This window comes from Curtobacterium sp. ABR8, from assembly GCF_057812125.1.
Genome location: NZ_CM173818.1, coordinates 1,681,420 through 1,696,067 on the forward strand (window position 1 = coordinate 1,681,420; position 14,648 = coordinate 1,696,067).

A 14,648-nucleotide genomic window follows, 5' to 3' on the forward strand; every position below is an offset into this window, starting at 1 on the left:
CGGTGCGGACTTCCTCGGCCCGTGCGGGCGAGACAGCTCCGTGCGGCGTTGTGTCGGGGCACGGAGCCGACAACCTCGCTCCCGACGACGAGACGTGCACCGTGCGTCGCCCGCGCCGCCGCCTGCCGCGCACGCCACCCGCCCGCCCGCGCGTGCACGGCGAGCCGCACCCCTCCGCGCCCCGCACCCGACGTAGCCTCGTGCCATGGCAGTCCCCGTCCCGCTCGGCACCGAGGACCGCACCGCCCGCCTCACCCTCCGCCGCCCCGACCAGTGGCGCCGCGAGGACTCAGCCCAGGCGGACCTGCGCGTCACCGGCGACGACATCGTCCTCACCGTCCGATCCCGCCCCAGCGACCGTGCGATCGGCGACGAGAACACGGGGCTCCTCGCGAGACTGCCCGGCTCCGTCGACGGCCTGCTGCTCGTCGGCTGCGACACCTGGACCGCCGCCGGTGCTCCCGCACGCCTGGTTGAGTACGTCCGTCCCGACGAACACGGTGACGTCGCCGGCGCACACCTGCTCTTCGTCACCGGCCGGCACCGCGTCGACCTGACGATCGAACGGCCCCTGGCGCGACTGCTGGAGACCGACGAACTCGTGTTCGCCGTCCTCGAGAGCGTCCGCGCGACCGAGCCGTCCCCGGTGCGCCCCGAGCGCGACCTCGAACCACTGCCCGCCCCGGTGCCCGGCCCGGAGCTCGACGGCCCCCGCCTGAGCGCCGACGCGGTGGGCACGCTCAAGAGCCTCGCCGGACGCCGCTGGAACCCGACGCTCCTCCGCACCGCGGCGGGCCGCGAACTCATCGAGGCGGGCCTCGTCGGCCGGCTCGGCACGCTGCCGGAGTCGACCCAGACACTGCTCGAACCGTGGCAGGGCGATGCCCAGCCGGTCACGCTGGAACAGCACCTGCCCGACGGTGGCGAGTCGCGCCTCCAGGTCTGGTCGCAGACCGTCGTGGACGGGACCGCCGAGGCGGGCGCGGTGGTCGCGTCCGTCACGCCGGACCGCGCGGTCGCGCTGACGGCCGGGAGGCTCGGCATCGGTCCGACGTGGACCTTCCCGTTCCGCACGGGGTCGCTGCCAGGGCACCTGCTCGGCCGCCGGCTGGCCGGCGGCTCCGACGCGCCGGACCTGCCGGAGGCACTCGTCGAGGCGGACCCGCGGCTCGCGCGCTTCTGGGCGGCGCCGTGGACGGTGTCGTACCTGCGGCGACCGGGCAAGCCGAAGCCCGTGACGATCGTGCGCGCCGAGGGGATCGGCTTCGCGCGGGTGGGCAAGACGGAGGCCGGGGAGACCGTCTTCCAAACGGACTCCCCGGCCAACGTGTACCGGTCGGTGGTGCGGGCGCTGCTTCCTTCCGCCTAGGCGGCCGGGCCGGCGGTCAGGGTGACGGTGACGGTCTTGGCGGCGCCGGTGCTGTCGGTGTAGCCGACCACGACCTTGTCACCGACGGCGTGCGACTGCACGGCGGCGGTGAGCTCGTCCGAGGTCGTGACCGTGGTCCCGCCCAGGCTCGTGATCGTGTCGCCCTCGGCCAGGCCGGCGCTCGCGGCCCCGGAACCCTCGACCGTACCGGCGACGGCCACACCGCTCGTGGCGCCCGCGGTGCTGCTGACCTGGACCCCGAGGAACGCGGGCAGGCCGATGGTGATCGTGCTCGAGGACTCCCCGTCGAGGATCTTCTCGGCGATCGCCTTCGCGGTGGTGATCGGGATCGCGTACCCGGTGACGTCCGCGGTGCCCGAGGACGCAGCGGTCGCCATGCCGACGACCTCGCCCTCGCTGTCGACGACGGGGCCGCCGGAGTCGCCGGAGACGATGTCCGCCGCGATCTCGATCAGACCGGACAGCGACTCGGTGCCGGTGCCGGACTCGCTCTGCACCTGGATGTCCTGGTCGGTGGCCGTGACGGTGCCCTCGGCGGCGACGAGGTTGCCCGTGCCCTCCGCGTTGCCGACGTCGGTGACGGTGTCGCCGGTGCTCGGCTCGCCGTCGTCGTCGAGCGTGACGGTGGACAGGCCGGACGCGTTCTCGAGCTTCAGGACGGCGACGTCGTTCGTGGCGTCGGTGCCCACCACGTCGGCCTTGTACTCCTTGCCCGTGGTCTCGTCGGTGACGGTGATGCTCGTGGCGCCCTGGATGACGTGGTTGTTCGTCAGGACCGTGCCGTTCGCGCTGAGGATCATGCCGGTGCCGGCAGCCTGCGAGGACTCGTCGTAGTTCAGGACGGTGTTGATCGTCACGACGCCCTTCTTCTGGGCGGCGGTCGCTGCGGTGGCGGGGGACTGGGTCGTCCCGGTCCCGGTCCCGGACCCGGTGCCGCCGTCGCTCCCGGTGCCGTCGCCGGGCACCGTGAAGCCGTTCGTCCCGTCGCTGCTGCCGGTGCCGCCGGTACCGGACCCGCTGTCGGGCAGCGTCGTGGTGCCCTGCGACTGGCTCGACGTGGTCGTCGTGCTCTGCGAGGACAGACCCAGTGCGGTGCCGCCGGCGGCGCCCACGATGGCGAGGGCCGCGATGCCGGAGCCGATCATCAGGCCGAGTCGCCGCGGGCGCTTCGTGACCGCGCCCGGGTGGTTCGCCGTCGCCGCGGTGTGCGCCCAGGCGTGGTGGGTGCCGGTGAGTGCCGGGCTGCCGATCAGGTACGGGCCGCGGCCGTCGGGGGAGTAGGCGTAGGGGCCGGAGCCGTCCGGGCCGTACAGGTACGGACCGGAGCCGTCGAAGGCGTAGGCCGGTCGGAGGGTGGTGGGGTCGGCGTGCGGTGCCTCCCAGGGCATCCCGTACGCCTGCTGCTGCCGCTGCTGCTCCGCGCCGTCGGTCCGGGCGCTGCCCTGCTCGTCGTGCTGGCGGTCGGCGTCGGCGGCGGGGTTCGGGGTCTCGTTCATCGGTGCTCTCCGGTCGTCCCTCGACGACCCGGGCGGGTGTCGATGGAGACCAGTACAGGCGGCGATCCGATGACGAGCCTATGAACGGACCCAGCGGATGCTCCGGGCTTGCTCGGGGGACGCCGAGTGCGCTGCCCGGTCGGTCGCGCGGGCGTCCGTTAGGGTTGCCTTACTCCCCATGCGCTCCTCCACGTCCACGTCCGCGCCACCGGCGCCCGCCTCCGTCTCCCGCCTGGTCGGGGCGACCGTGCTGGCCGTCGTCGTCCTCGCCGTGGCGTGCGCGCTGTCGATCGCCTACGGATCACGGCCGATCCCGCTCGGCACCGTGCTCGACACCGTCCTGCACCCGGGGCGCAACGACGAGGTCGGGCTCATCGTGCTCGGCAACCGCGTCCCGCGCACCGTCGTCGGGCTCCTCGCCGGTGCGGCCCTCGGTGTCGCCGGCTCGGTGATGCAGGGTGTGACCCGCAACCCGCTCGCCGACCCGAGCGTCCTCGGCATCAACTCCGGGGCAGCCCTCGCCGTGGTCGCCGGCATCGCGCTCTTCGGGGTGAGCGGCACGGCCGCCTACCTGCCGTTCGCGTTCGTCGGCGCTGCCCTGGCGGCACTGCTCGTCTACGGGATCGCCGCCGTCGCCCGCCGCGGGCTGTCACCGGTCGGCCTCGCGCTGTCCGGTGCCGTGGTCGCCGCCGCGCTGTCGTCGATCACGACCGCGGTGCTCGTGACGAACGCGAGCCTGCTCGACCAGCTGCGGTTCTGGCAGGTCGGCGCACTCGCCGGCAAGGACCTCGGCACCGCGGGCATCATCACGGCCCCCGTGCTGATCGGTCTCGTGATCGCGTTCGGCCTCGGACGGTCGCTCAACACCCTCGCCCTCGGCGACGAGCTCGCGGCGTCGCTCGGACAGCGCGTGGTGCTCGTGCGGGCCGTCGGCGGACTCGTGACGGTGCTGCTCGCCGGGTCCGCGGTGGCCGCAGCCGGGCCGGTCGCGTTCGTCGGGCTCGCCGTGCCGCACGCCGTCCGTCGCCTGAGCGGCCCCGACCACCGGTGGACGATCCTGCTCTCCGCGATCGTCGCCCCGGCGTTGTTGCTGGTGGCCGACGTCATCGGGCGCGTCGTGGCGTACCCGGGCGAGCTGCAGGTGGGCATCGTCACGGCGCTCATCGGTGCGCCGGTGTTCATCGCGCTCGTGCGGTCGAGGGCGGTGCGGGGCCTGTGACGGTGTCGACGTCCCTTCGGGGCACGCTCGTCGGTGTCCGGCGCGAGCTCGTGGTCCTGGCGGCCGTCGTCGTCGTGCTCGTCGCGCTGGTGCTCGTCGGACTCGGTGTCGGTTCGATCCCGCTCACCCCGGCGCAGGTGGCCGGCGCACTGTTCGGTCAGGGCGACCGCATCTCGGACTTCGTCATCGGGCAACTGCGCGGTCCGCGGGTGCTCGGTGCGGTGCTGGTCGGCGCGAGCCTGGGAGTCGCCGGCGCCATCGTGCAGAGCGTCGTCCGCAACCCGATCGCGAGCCCGGACGTCATCGGCATCACCTCGGGTGCCAGTGCAGCGGGTCTCACCGCGATCGTGCTGTTCGGGGCCTCCGGCGGCACGCTCTTCTCGGTCGTGCTCGTCGGCGCGGTCGTCGTCTCGGTCGTGATCGCCACACTGGCCTGGCGCCGGGGGATCACCGGCAACCGGGTCGTGCTCGTCGGGATCGGCGTCGCGGCGATCTGCTTGAGCATCACGGGGTGGATGCTCACCAGCGGTACCGTCACCCAGGCCGGCACCGCGCTGCTCTGGCTGTCCGGGAGCCTGAACGCCGTCGACCGGAACCTGGTCGGGGTGCTCGGTGTCGCGTTCGTCGTGTTGTTCCTGCTCGCCTTGCTGCAGTCGTCGCGCTTGACCGTCCTGACGCTCGGTGACGAGGTCGCGGCGGCCCTCGGGCTCCGGCCGGACCGTGCGAAGGTGCTGCTGCTCCTCACCGCGGTGTGCCTGACCGCCGCCGCGGTGGCCACGGCGGGGCCGGTGTCGTTCGTCGCACTGATGGCGGCGCCGATCGCCCGTCGCCTCGTCGGGGGCGGCCGCGTCGCCCTCGGACCGGCCGCCGCGGTGGGGGCGGCGATCACGCTCGGCAGCGACCTCATCGCCCAGTTCGCGATCCCCGGTAACGCCCTGCCCGTCGGTGTCGTCACGGGCGTCGTCGGCGCCCCGTACCTGCTCTGGCTGCTCGCGCGCGGTCGCTGAACCCGGACCGCGCGTTCGCGCACCGCGGACGATCGTCCACAGGCCCAGTTCGGGGCTGCCGCTGGAGCCCTCCTTTCCGATACGCTGGTGGGCCAAGAGGAGGAGGTCCACCGATGCCAGATCCAGTGGTCCCGCAGCCCGACGGTCAGAAGACCCCGGAGCAGCGGCTGGTCGACACCACGCTGACCTTCAGCATGGACATGGGCGCGGCGCTCACCGCCGAGTCCGGTGTCTCAGCCGAAGAGCGCGAGGCGGTCAACGCCCTACCGTCCGGATCGGCGCTGCTCGTCGTGCGCCGCGGTCCGAACGTGGGTGCGCGATTCCTCCTCGACTCCGACGTCACGACGGCCGGTCGACACCCCGACGCCGACATCTTCCTCGACGACGTCACGGTCTCCCGCAAGCACGCGCAGTTCCTGCGGCAGGGCACGGCCTTCACCGTCAAGGACAACGGCTCGCTGAACGGCACGTACTTCGACGGTGCACGCATCGACGAAGCGCCGCTCACCGACGGGGCCGAGGTCCAGGTCGGCAAGTTCCGTCTGACGTTCTACGCGTCCCGGGTCGACCTGGCGCGCCTGGCGAACGCGTAGTGGCCGCACGGTCCGCTGCGGCCCGGGCGGGGTCAGCGGCACCGGACCTGCTCACGATCGGGCAGGTCCTCGCTCGCCTCAAGCCCGAGTTCGCGGACCTGTCGAGTTCCAAGCTGCGCTTCCTCGAAGAGCGTGAGCTCGTCACGCCGATCCGCACGGCCAGCGGGTACCGCAAGTTCTCGGCGGCCGACGTCGACCGCCTCCGGGTGATCCTCGGCCTGCAGCGCGACCACTACCTGCCGCTCAAGGTCATCAAGGACTACCTCGCCGACCTCGACGCGGGGCGCGAACCGGTCCTACCCGGTGGTGGCGACGCCCCTCGCCCCTCGATCCTCGGGCGCGAACGTCGGTACACCCGCGACGAGACCGCGCGCGCGGCCGGCGCGTCCCCGATGCTCCTGGCAGACGCGGTCTCCGCCTCGTTGCTCCCTGCCACCGAGACCTACGGCGAGGACAGCGTGTCCGTCCTCAAAGCGCTCGTCGAGCTGCAGCGGACCGGCATCGAGCCGCGCCACCTGCGCACGCTCCGCAGCACCGCCGAGCGTGAGGTCGGGCTCATCGAATCCGCACTCATGCCCGTGTCCCGCCGGGGTGACGCCACGTCGCGGGCGAAGGCCACCGAACTGGCACGCGAGATCGCCGTCCAGCTCGAGGTCATCCGCTCGAGCCTCATCCGCGCGGCGATCGGTCGTCTCGACGCATGATGCGTTCCGGTGCTCCGCGGGGGCTTGTGCGTCAGTGGGTGGGGCGTATCCTCGACACGCCGGACGCGCCGAGTCGGATGTCCCGCGCGGGAGCGGTCGGAGTCGCTACCGTTGACCTCGGAACAACTCTCAACCCGTCGTTGAACCTTCGGGTGGGAGCTCGATCGTCGTGGAAGGCAAGCGCATGAGTGGGAACGACACCCCAGGCACCGAGTCGGACACGACGCGGTACGACCTCGGGCTGCTCTTCACCGACGGCCTCCCCGAACACGACGAGCAGAACGGGTACCGCGGCACCGTCGCCGCTCGTGCAGCCGGCATCTCGTACCGTCAGCTCGACTACTGGGCTCGCACCGAACTCGTGCAGCCCACCATCCGCGGTGCTGCCGGCTCCGGTTCGCAGCGTCTCTACGGTTTCCGCGACATCCTCGTGCTCAAGCTCGTGAAGCGCCTGCTCGACACCGGCATCTCGCTGCAGCAGATCCGCACCGCCGTGAACCAGCTCCGCGAGTCGGGCGTGTCGGACCTCGCCCAGACGACCCTGATGTCCGACGGCGCCTCGGTGTACCTGTGCACCTCTGACGACGAGGTCATCGACCTGGTGTCCCGCGGCCAGGGTGTCTTCGGCATCGCAGTCGGCAAGGTCCTGCGCGAGGTCGAGACCTCCCTGGTCGAGCTCGACGCCACCGCGGCGGCCGACCCCTCCGACGAGCTCGCCGCTCGTCGCGCTTCCCGCGCGTCCTGACCCCGGGGCCGCGCCCGCCCCGACGCCTGCTCCCAAGGTTCCGAAATCTCGGAACCTCGGCGCGCTCGGGGTTCAGGAGTGGAACCTCGGCGAACCTGAGCGGCGTGTCCTGAAACCTCGCCCGCGATCGACCGGCCGCGTGACGTCAGCGGACGCAACACTCGGGCGCGCCACTCGGACGGGCGACTCGGACGAGAGCCCCGACCGTGGCGCCCCGACCGGGCGCCCTCGAGGTTCCGAGATCTCGGAACCTCGGCGCGCTCAGGGCTCGTGAGTGGAACCTCGGCGAACCTGAGCGGCGAGTCCTGGAACCTCGGCGAATGCGAGCGGGCGCGCCGAACACCCGGCGCCGAACAACCCCGGCGCCGAACGACCTCGGCGCCGAACGAACTACCGCCTAGGCGCCGGCCGCACCCGCACCGTCGGCGTACGGACCGATCTTGCCGGTGCGCATGATGCGCTCGAGCAGCTGGTCGAAGTTGCGCGCCATCTCCTGCGCGGACTCACCGGGCCACACGTGCAGGGGCTTCGCGGCACCCTGCGCCTGCTGCAGCGAGGTGCGCTCGGGGAGCTGCGGGGAGAGCACGAGCGGGCCGAACATGTCGCGGAGCTCCTTGATGCGGAACTGGTGCTCGAGCGACTGCACGCGGGCGCGGTTCACGATGATGCCGAGGGGCTGCAGGCGGGGGGAGAGACCGCGGCGGATCTCCTCGATGGCCCGGAGCGCGCGGTCGGCGGCGGCGACGGAGAACAGGCCGGGCTCGGTGACGACGGTCACGCGGTCGGACGCTGCCCACGCGGTACGCGTGAGGGCGTTCAGCGACGGCGCGCAGTCGATGAGGACGAGCTCGTAGTCCTGCTCGACGTTGGCCAGCGCCTCTTCGAGCTTCCAGATGTCGCGGATCGACGGGTGCGGACCGTCGAAGTTGATCGCGGAGGGCGATCCGACCATCACGTCGATCTTGCCCTGCGACCCCTTCGTCCACCCGGACGGGGCGATCGCCTGACGGACGATCTTCTCCTTCGGGTTCTCGAGGACGTCGGCCACGTTGAGGTGTCCGGCGAGGTTGATGTCGAGGCCCGTGGAGACGTCGGACTGCGGGTCGAGATCCACCACCAGCGTGCGCAGTCCCTTGGCGAAGGCGGCCGAAGTCAGGCCGAGCGTCACCGTCGTCTTGCCGACACCACCCTTGAGGGAGCTCACGCTGAGTACATGCACGATCAGCAACGTTACCGCCACTAGGGTTGTCTCACCTCAACCCGGGCTGAAAGGGACGTCGTGTTCAGCAAGATCCTCGTGGCGAACCGCGGTGAGATCGCCATCCGTGCGTTCCGTGCCGCGTACGAACTGGGGGCGCGCACCGTCGCCGTCTACCCGTACGAAGACCGGAACTCCCTGCACCGACTGAAGGCCGACGAGGCCTACCTGATCGGTGAGCGGGGCCACCCGGTCCGGGCGTACCTGGACGTCTCCGAGATCATCCGCGTGGCGCGCGAGTCGGGTGCCGACGCGATCTACCCGGGGTACGGATTCCTGTCCGAGAACCCGGAGCTCGCCGCCGCGGCCGCCGCAGCAGGGATCACGTTCATCGGCCCGGGTGAGCACGTGCTCGAGATGGCCGGCAACAAGGTGACCGCGAAGGAGCACGCGATCGCGGCCGGTGTCCCGGTCCTCGCGAGCACCCCGGCGAGTCGTGACATCGAGGAGCTCCTCGCCGGCGCCGACGCCATCGGGTTCCCGGTGTTCGCCAAGGCCGTCGCCGGTGGTGGCGGTCGCGGCATGCGCCGGGTCGAGACGAAGCCCGAGCTCCGTGCGGCGCTCGAAGCGGCGATGCGCGAGGCCGACAGTGCGTTCGGCGACCCGACGATGTTCCTCGAGCAGGCGGTGATCCGGCCCCGGCACATCGAGGTGCAGATCCTCGCCGACGCGACGGGCACCGAGGCGGGCACGATCCACCTGTTCGAGCGGGACTGCTCCGTGCAGCGTCGCAACCAGAAGGTCGTCGAGATCGCTCCGGCGCCGAACCTCGACCCCGCGATCGCGCGGGCGCTGCACCGCGACGCCGTGGCCTTCGCCCGGTCGATCGGGTACGTCAACGCCGGCACCGTCGAGTTCCTGCTGGACACCGAAGGCGAGCGCGAGGGACAGCACGTCTTCATCGAGATGAACCCGCGCATCCAGGTCGAGCACACCGTCACCGAAGAGGTGACCGACGTCGACCTCGTGCAGTCGCAGATGCGGATCGCCTCGGGCGAGTCGCTCGCCGACCTCGGCCTGTCGCAGGACACGGTCGCCGTGCACGGGGCCGCGCTGCAGACCCGCATCACCACGGAGGACCCGACGCAGGGCTTCCGCCCGGACACCGGCCGCATCACCACCTACCGCAGCCCCGGCGGCGCCGGCGTGCGCCTGGACGGCGGCACGGTCGCCACCGGTGCGCAGATCAGCCCGCACTTCGACTCGATGCTCGCCAAGATGACGTGCCGCGGACGCGACTTCCCGACGGCGGTCGCCCGTGCGAAGCGCGCCCTCGCCGAGTTCCGGATCCGCGGCGTCAGCACGAACATCCCCTTCCTGCAGGCCGTGCTCGAGGATCCGGACTTCGCCCGGGGCGACGTCTCGACGAAGTTCATCGAGGAGCGCCCGCAGCTGTTCAGCGGCCACGTGTCGAAGGACCGCGGCACCAAGGTCCTGAACTGGCTGGCCGACGTCACGGTGAACAAGCCGAACGGCGAGCGGTCGCCGCTGGTCACCGAACCGAGCGCGAAGCTCCCCGCCCTCGACCTCAGCGCCCCGGTGCCCGAGGGCCAGCGCGACCTGCTGCTGGCGACCGGCCCGGCCGAGTGGGCGAGGGCACTCCGCGCCCAGACCCCGCTCGCGGTGACGGAGACGACGATGCGTGACGCACACCAGTCGCTGCTCGCGACGCGCGTCCGCACGAAGGACCTCGTCGCGGTCGCGCCGTACGTCGCGCGGCTCACGCCGCAGCTGCTCAGCGTCGAGGCCTGGGGCGGGGCGACGTACGACGTCGCCCTCCGGTTCCTCGGCGAGGACCCGTGGGAGCGGTTGGCCTCGCTGCGCGAGGCGATGCCGAACATCCCGATCCAGATGCTGCTGCGCGGCCGCAACACGGTCGGCTACACCCCGTACCCGACCGAGGTGACGGACGCCTTCGTCGCCGAGGCCGCCGCCACGGGCGTCGACGTCTTCCGCGTGTTCGACGCGCTCAACGACGTCAGCCAGTTGCGACCGGCCCTGGAGGCGGTGCTCGCGACCGGCACGGCCGTCGCCGAAGCGGCGCTCTGCTACACCGCCGACCTCCTCGATCCTGCCGAGGACCTGTACACGTTGGACTACTACCTCCGCCTCGCGGAGCAGATGGTCGAGGCCGGCGCGCACGTCATCGGGATCAAGGACATGGCCGGCCTGCTCCGCGCCGGCGCCGCCGAGAAGCTCGTCGGCGCGCTGCGCGAGCGCTTCGACCAGCCGGTGCACGTGCACACGCACGACACCGCCGGCGGTCAGCTCGCGACACTCCTCGCCGCCGCGCGTGCCGGCGCGGACGCGGTGGACGTCGCCTCGGCGCCGATGGCCGGTACGACCAGTCAGCCGAGCATGTCCGCCCTGGTCGCCGCCCTGGCGCACACCGAGCGCGACACCGGCCTGTCCCTCGACGCGGTCGGCGACCTCGAGCCGTACTGGGAGGCGGTCCGTCGGGCCTACGCCCCGTTCGAGTCCGGGCTGCCCGGGCCGACGGGTCGTGTCTACAAGCACGAGATCCCCGGCGGTCAGCTGTCGAACCTCCGCCAGCAGGCGATCGCGCTCGGCCTGGGCGACCGGTTCGAGCAGGTCGAGGACTGGTACGCCGAGGCGAACCGGATCCTCGGACGCCCGACCAAGGTGACACCGTCGTCGAAGGTGGTCGGTGACCTCGCGCTGCAGCTCGCCGCGGTGGACGCCGACCCCGCCGACTTCGAGCAGAACCCGGACAAGTACGACATCCCGGACTCGGTGGTCGGGTTCATGGCCGGCGAGCTCGGCGATCTGCCCGGTGGGTGGCCGGAGCCGTTCCGGACGAAGGTCCTGGCGGGCCGCGACGTGCGCCTCGAGATCACGCCGGTGCCGGACGCCGAGCGCGCGCACCTCGACACCCCGGGGCCCGAGCGTCAGCAGGCGCTGAACCGACTGCTGTTCCCGCAGCCCACGGCGCAGTTCGAGCGGGTCCGCGACCAGTACGGCGACCTGTCCGTGGTGCCGACCGTCGACTACCTGTACGGGCTGCGCCCCGGGCAGGAGCACGTCGTGCCGCTCGGCAAGGGCGTCAACCTGTTCGTCGGGCTCGAGGCGATCGGCGAGGTCGACGACAAGGGCATCCGCACGGTCATGGCGACGATGAACGGGCAACTCCGCCCGGTCTCGGTCCGTGACCGGTCGATCGAGGTCGAGACGAAGGTCGCCGAGCAGGCCGACAAGTCCGACCCGAAACACGTCGCTGCACCGTTCTCCGGTGTGGTGACGCTCAAGGTCGCCGTCGGTGACGTCGTCGAGGCCGGAGCGGCCGTGGCGAGCATCGAGGCGATGAAGATGGAAGCGGCCATCACGGCGCCCGTGGCGGGCACCGTCGGCCGTCTCGCGATCCCGGTGACCCAGCAGGTGGACGCCGGCGACCTCCTGGTGGTGCTGCAGTAAATTGACCGTCCGTCCCATCCGCCTGTTCGGCGACCCCGTCCTCCGTTCGCCCGCCGACCCGATCGCTCCGGCCGCACTCGGGTCGAGCGGGGTCCGCGACCTCGTGCAGGACCTGATCGACACCGTCAAGGAGCCCGGCCGCGCCGGCGTGGCCGCGCCGCAGATCGGTGTGGCCTTGCGCGCCTTCTCCTACAACGTCGACGGCGAGGTCGGCTACGTCCTGAACCCGGAGATCGTCGAGGTCTCGGGGGAGCCGGAACTCATGGAGGAGGGGTGTCTGTCCGTCCCCGGCCTCGGCTACCCGACGAGACGACACCCCTACGCCAAGGTCCGCGGCGTCGACGTCGACGGCGCCGAGGTGGTGCTCGAGGGCACCGGGCTGATGGCCGAGGCGCTGCAGCACGAGGTCGACCACCTCGACGGCACCGTCTACGTCATGACGCTCGATCCCGAGGTGCGGCGGCAGGCGCTGCGGGACATCCGGGCGCAGGAGTGGTTCCACTGATCGGGTGGCGCTGAGCACCTGCTCATGACACCCCCACGGGGGATTGTCGCTTTGTCCTGACGAAGAGGTACCGTATCGGCGTCGGCCTCCCACCGACGACCATCCCATCCCCCCAGGACTCCCGCATGACCAGTCAAACTGACGAGCTCAGCTCCCACCGCACCCGCACCAACCGTCGTCCGGCCGACACCACCGTCGCCACCGGTGCGACCGCCGTCCTCGACGCCCCTGCGACGGAGCAGTCACCGGAGGCCTGAGCCCCCTGCACCCCGCGCGCACCTGGCGGAATCGGGCGTACCTGGTCAGGAGAAACGACCTGGTACGCCCGAAACGCCCCGGTACCCCGAGACGATGGGGCGCTACGCGCGGCGCCCGCGACGCTCCTCGATGACGGGCGTCGCGGTGGTCTGCACCTTCGACCCCGAGTAGATGTGGTCGATGTCCGCCGCGAAGTCGCGGAGGATGACCGACCGCTTGATCGTGAGCTTCGGCGTCAGGTGTCCGGAGCCCTCGGACAGCTCGGTGTCCAGGATCGTGAACGACCGGACCGACTCGGCTCGTGAGACCCGGCCGTTCGCGGTGTCGATGGCCTCCTGCACGGCGCTGAGCACGCGTTCGTCGTACGCGGCCTCGTGCGCGGAGAGCGCCGGGGTGATCCCGCGGCTCTCGCACCACCCCGGGAGCATCTCGCGGTCGAGCGTGACGAGGGCGGCGACGAAGGGCTTGCCCTCGCCGACGACCACGACCTGTCCGACGAGCGGGTGTTCGCGGATGCCGTCCTCGAGCGGCGCGGGGGCGACGTTCTTGCCGCTGGCGGTGACGATGAGCTCCTTGGCGCGGCCGGTGACCGTCAGGATCCCGTCGGCGTCGAGCCGCCCGAGGTCGCCCGTGCGGAACCAGCCGTCGTCGGTGAAGGCGTGCTCCGTGGCCTCGTCGTTCCGCCAGTAGCGGTCGAACACGTCGACCCCGCGGATCAGGATCTCCTGGTCGTCGGCGATCCGGATCTCGACGCCGGGCAGCGCACGGCCGACCGTGCCGATGCGGAGCTCTGCAGCGCGGTTCACGGTCGCGGGGGCCGTCGTCTCGGTGAGCCCGTACCCCTCGAGGATGAGCACGCCGATCGACCGGAAGAAGTGCGACAGCCGCGGTGAGAGCGGTGCCGAACCACTGACCGCGTACTCGGTCCGACCGCCGAGGGCGTTCCGGAGCTTCGCGTAGACCAGCTTGTCGAAGAGCTTGAACTTCAGGCCGAGCACGAGCGGCACCCGCCCGGCGGCCAGCGCTTCGGAGTGCGCGACCGCCGTGTCCGCCGCGGCCCGGAAGATCTTCCCCTTGCCGCCGAGGTCGGCCTTCTGCTCGGACGCGTTGTAGATCTTCTCGAAGACCCTGGGGACGGCCAGCAGGAACGACGGTTCGAAGGACGACACCGCCTGCATGAGGTCCTTCGTGTCCGGCTCGTGGCCGACGAGGACACCGGCCGACACCGACATCGCCGCGATGAACCGGGCGAACACGTGGGCCATCGGGATGAAGAGCAGGGTCGAGGCGCCGTCCGCGACGACCTCGGGCATCGCGACGCTGGCGTTCTCGACCGTCGCGGTGAAGTTGTCGTGCCGCAGGACGCACCCCTTCGGGCGTCCGGTCGACCCGGAGGTGTAGATGATGGTCGCGTCGTCGTGGCCGTGCACGGTCGCCGTCCGGGCGTCGAGTTCGTCGTCGGTGACGTCCTCGCCGAGCCGGGTCAGGTCGTCGAGCCCACCGCCGTCGATCGTCCAGTGCTGTCCGAGGTGCGGCAGGTCCGGTGCGATCGAGGCGACCCGACGCGCGTGCTCCTCCTGTTCGACGACGATCGCGACGGCCTCGGAGTCGGAGAGGATCCACCGGACCTGGTCGGGCGAGCTCGTCTCGTAGACGGGGACGGAGACCAGCCCCGCGGTCCACACCGCGAAGTCGACGAGGGTCCACTCGAGGCGCGTGCGGGACAGGATGGCGACGTGGGCGCCGGGCTCGAGGCCGGCGGCGACGAAGCCCTTCGCGATGCCGCGGACCCGCTCCAGGACCTCGCCGGCGGTGATCGTCGTCCACGTGTCACCGTGGCGCTGGGCCAGGATCGGACGCGACGGCGTCAGTCGGGCGCGGTCGCCGAGCAGCCGCGCTGCGGAGCCGTGGTCAGGAGCGACGGGGCCGCTGGTCGGACGCGATGCGTGCCTCCCGGTCGACGCCTCGGTGCCGGGTACGGGTCGCTGATCGTTCACGGTGACTCCCTTGTCTGCCGGTTCGATTCGAGGGCGCCTCATCC

12 protein-coding genes are annotated in these 14,648 nt (G+C 71.8%); 9 read left to right on the forward strand and 3 right to left on the reverse strand.

The annotated features are described in order from the left end of the window. The first annotated feature begins 205 nt into the window (after window positions 1-205). Window positions 206-1,369, forward strand: a complete 1,164-nt coding sequence (locus ACXKZB_RS08165; RefSeq protein ID WP_488825626.1) for a hypothetical protein — start codon at window positions 206-208, stop codon at window positions 1,367-1,369. Here the strand turns inward: ACXKZB_RS08165 and ACXKZB_RS08170 are convergent. Then, window positions 1,366-2,886: a S1C family serine protease gene (locus ACXKZB_RS08170; RefSeq protein ID WP_488825627.1), complete on the reverse strand. Its 1,521-nt coding sequence runs from the start codon at window positions 2,884-2,886 to the stop codon at window positions 1,366-1,368. The two genes, ACXKZB_RS08165 and ACXKZB_RS08170, sit on opposite strands and share 4 nt — an antisense overlap. A 178-nt stretch (window positions 2,887-3,064) precedes the next feature. Here ACXKZB_RS08170 and ACXKZB_RS08175 point away from each other — a divergent pair, with 178 nt between their 5' ends. From ACXKZB_RS08175 to ACXKZB_RS08195, 5 genes are all read left to right on the forward strand, one after another. Continuing rightward, on the forward strand, window positions 3,065-4,105 hold the full coding sequence (locus ACXKZB_RS08175; RefSeq protein ID WP_488825629.1) for a FecCD family ABC transporter permease: 1,041 nt from the start codon (window positions 3,065-3,067) through the stop codon (window positions 4,103-4,105). A gap of 2 nt (window positions 4,106-4,107) precedes the next feature. Then, window positions 4,108-5,112, forward strand: coding sequence for a FecCD family ABC transporter permease (locus tag ACXKZB_RS08180; RefSeq protein ID WP_488825631.1), 1,005 nt, complete (start codon window positions 4,108-4,110; stop codon window positions 5,110-5,112). Between the two features lie 113 nt (window positions 5,113-5,225). Then, a complete protein-coding gene (locus ACXKZB_RS08185) occupies window positions 5,226-5,705 on the forward strand; it encodes an FHA domain-containing protein (protein ID WP_111085805.1) in 480 nt (159 codons plus the stop codon). Next, window positions 5,705-6,409, forward strand: coding sequence for a transcriptional regulator FtsR (gene ftsR / locus ACXKZB_RS08190; RefSeq protein WP_123312968.1), 705 nt, complete (start codon window positions 5,705-5,707; stop codon window positions 6,407-6,409). The genes ACXKZB_RS08185 and ftsR overlap by 1 nt, the downstream gene beginning before the upstream one ends. Window positions 6,410-6,593: 184 nt before the next feature. Further along, window positions 6,594-7,154 (forward strand): MerR family transcriptional regulator, encoded by a 561-nt coding sequence (locus tag ACXKZB_RS08195; protein WP_123312967.1) that lies wholly within the window; start codon window positions 6,594-6,596, stop codon window positions 7,152-7,154. 397 nt (window positions 7,155-7,551) lie between these two features. Here the strand turns inward: ACXKZB_RS08195 and ACXKZB_RS08200 are convergent, their stop codons facing one another. Continuing rightward, window positions 7,552-8,373 carry a ParA family protein gene (locus ACXKZB_RS08200; protein WP_111085803.1) on the reverse strand — a complete coding sequence of 274 codons (822 nt, stop codon included), beginning with the start codon at window positions 8,371-8,373 and terminating at the stop codon, window positions 7,552-7,554. A gap of 60 nt (window positions 8,374-8,433) precedes the next feature. Between ACXKZB_RS08200 and ACXKZB_RS08205 the strand changes: the two genes are divergently transcribed. The 3 genes from ACXKZB_RS08205 (at window position 8,434) to ACXKZB_RS08215 (ending at window position 12,606) form a co-directional block, all read left to right on the forward strand. Continuing rightward, complete coding sequence (locus tag ACXKZB_RS08205) at window positions 8,434-11,844, forward strand: pyruvate carboxylase (protein ID WP_488825632.1); 3,411 nt, start codon at window positions 8,434-8,436, stop codon at window positions 11,842-11,844. A gap of 1 nt (window position 11,845) precedes the next feature. After that, window positions 11,846-12,349 carry a peptide deformylase gene (locus ACXKZB_RS08210; protein ID WP_488825634.1) on the forward strand — a complete coding sequence of 168 codons (504 nt, stop codon included), beginning with the start codon at window positions 11,846-11,848 and terminating at the stop codon, window positions 12,347-12,349. 125 nt (window positions 12,350-12,474) lie between these two features. After that, entirely contained in the window at window positions 12,475-12,606 is a 132-nt protein-coding gene (locus tag ACXKZB_RS08215; RefSeq protein ID WP_260233057.1) for a hypothetical protein, read from the forward strand. Between the two features lie 102 nt (window positions 12,607-12,708). Here the strand turns inward: ACXKZB_RS08215 and ACXKZB_RS08220 are convergent, their stop codons facing one another. Then, window positions 12,709-14,604, reverse strand: a complete 1,896-nt coding sequence (locus tag ACXKZB_RS08220; RefSeq protein ID WP_488825635.1) for an AMP-dependent synthetase/ligase — start codon at window positions 14,602-14,604, stop codon at window positions 12,709-12,711. Between the last annotated feature and the right edge of the window lie 44 nt (window positions 14,605-14,648).

What these genes read in the sequence shown, in the direction of transcription:
- ACXKZB_RS08165 (WP_488825626.1), top strand. Translation starts at nt 206, where the DNA reads ATGGCAGTCCCCGTCCCGCTCGGCACCGAGGACCGCACCGCCCGCCTC.
- ACXKZB_RS08170 (WP_488825627.1), bottom strand. Translation starts at nt 2,886, where the DNA reads ATGAACGAGACCCCGAACCCCGCCGCCGACGCCGACCGCCAGCACGAC.
- ACXKZB_RS08175 (WP_488825629.1), top strand. Translation starts at nt 3,065, where the DNA reads ATGCGCTCCTCCACGTCCACGTCCGCGCCACCGGCGCCCGCCTCCGTC.
- ACXKZB_RS08185 (WP_111085805.1), top strand. Translation starts at nt 5,226, where the DNA reads ATGCCAGATCCAGTGGTCCCGCAGCCCGACGGTCAGAAGACCCCGGAG.
- ACXKZB_RS08195 (WP_123312967.1), top strand. Translation starts at nt 6,594, where the DNA reads ATGAGTGGGAACGACACCCCAGGCACCGAGTCGGACACGACGCGGTAC.
- ACXKZB_RS08215 (WP_260233057.1), top strand. Translation starts at nt 12,475, where the DNA reads ATGACCAGTCAAACTGACGAGCTCAGCTCCCACCGCACCCGCACCAAC.